This is a genomic window from Nocardioides sp., assembly GCF_050699375.1.
Lineage (GTDB): Bacteria > Actinomycetota > Actinomycetes > Propionibacteriales > Nocardioidaceae > Nocardioides.
Window position 1 is genome coordinate 1 of sequence record NZ_JBOHDN010000156.1, and the last position, 1,934, is coordinate 1,934.

General features: G+C 71.7%; 1 pseudogene. It reads left to right on the plus strand.

What is annotated here, in order from left to right:
* A pseudogene (locus ACRDPS_RS11540) lies at nucleotides 1-1,934 on the plus strand (exodeoxyribonuclease V subunit gamma); the annotation flags it as partial.

A 1,934-nucleotide genomic window follows, 5' to 3' on the forward strand; every position in this document is an offset into this window, starting at 1 on the left:
CGTACGAACCCGCTCCTGGACGTCGCCACCCGGCTGCTCGACCTGGCCGGCGGCAGGGCGGGGGTGAGCGACGTACTCGATCTTGCTCATCTCGACCCCGTGCGGCGCCGTTTCGGGCTCAACGACGACGCGCTCGAGCAGCTGGAGGACTGGGCCAAGGACTCCGGGATCAGATGGGGCTTCGACGCGGAGCACCGCAAGCCCTTCGGGCTGGAGACGTACGTCGCCAACACCTGGCGCTTCGGCATGGACCGGATCCTCACCGGGGTGGCCATGTCCGAGGACTCGGCGACCTGGCTGGATACGACGCTGCCGCTCGACGATGTGGGGAGCGGGTCGGTCGAGCTGGCGGGAAGGTTCGCCGAGCTCGTCGACCGGCTCGAGCAGGTCACCGACGAGCTGGCCGGCGCGCATCCACTGGCGCACTGGCTGAAGGTCATCGAAGACGGCGTCGCCTCGCTGACGTCGGTCTCGACCAACGACGACTGGCAGTCCGGGCAGGTGACCAGGGAGCTGTCACGGGTGCGTGAGGCGGCCGCGGGGCACGAGGTCGACGAGCTGCGGCTGCCCGACGTGCGGGCGCTGCTGGGCGCCAGGCTGGCCGGACGGGCCACGCGGGCCAACTTCCGCACCGGGACGCTGACCGTGTCCACGCTGGTGCCGATGCGGTCGGTGCCCCACCGGGTGGTGTGCCTGCTGGGCATGGACGACGGCGTGTTCCCCCGCGTCGGGATCACCGATGGCGACGACCTGCTGGCGCGAACCCCGCAGACCGGGGAGCGCGACCTGCGCAGCGAGGACCGACAGCTGTTCCTGGACGCGCTGCTGGCGGCGACCGAGACGCTGGTGGTGACCTACACGGGCGCCAACGAGTATTCGGGCCAGGACCGGCCACCGGCGGTGCCGCTCGGAGAGCTGCTGGACGCGTTGGACGCGACCGCTGTCTCCGCGGATGGGCGCCCGGTCTCGACCGCGGTGACGACCAGGCACCCGCTGCAGCCGTTCGACCCGCGCAACCTGACGCCGGGCGCGTTGGTGGCGGGTCACTCCTTCTCCTTCGACAGGGCCGCCGAGGCCGGTGCCCTCGCCGCCGTGTCCGACCGTGTCGAGCCGCCGGAGTTCCTGCCTGCCCCGCTGGCGTCGACCGCTGCCGGCGACGTGACGCTCGAGGAGCTCCTCGCCTTCTACCGCACACCGGTGCGCGCGTTCTTCCGCGACCGGCTCGAGCTGGCGCTGCCCCGCGACGACGACCCGCTCTCCGACGGGCTGCCCGTCGAGCTCGACGGGCTGGGGCAGTGGTCGGTGGGCGACCGGCTGCTCCACGATCTGCTCGCCGGGATGTCGGAGGACCAGGCGATCCAGCAGGAGTGGCGCCGCGGCGTACTTCCTCCCAAATGGCTCGGCTGGCGCATCCTCACCGACGTGGTCACCAAGGCGAAGCCGATCGCGCAGGAGGCGCTGCGGGTACGCCACGCGGGCATCTCGACCGGGCAGACCCGAGCCGTCGATGTCGAGGTCGATCTCGGCGACGGCCGGCGGCTGACCGGCACGGTGCCGCAGGTCTACGGCGATCGGCTGGTGCCGGTGACGTACTCCCGGCTGGGTGCCAAGCAGCGGATCGAGTCCTGGGTGCAGCTGGTCACGCTGGCCGCCTCCGACGAGGACCGGCCGTGGAGCGCGTGGACGCTGGGCCGTCCCGGCAACTCCAGGTCGCGTACGCCGTTCGGGCTCTCCCAGCTCGGACCTCTCGACCACACGGCGGTGGACGTGCTGCGTGACCTGGTGAAGCTGCGGGACCGGGGACTCTCCGAGCCGTTGCCGCTGCCGTTGAAGACATCACTCACCTACGCGCGTCAGCGCCGGACCCAGGCGAGCCCGGACGACGCTCTCTACAAGGCCGGTTGGGACTGGAAGGACGGCCGGTTCGAGGGCGA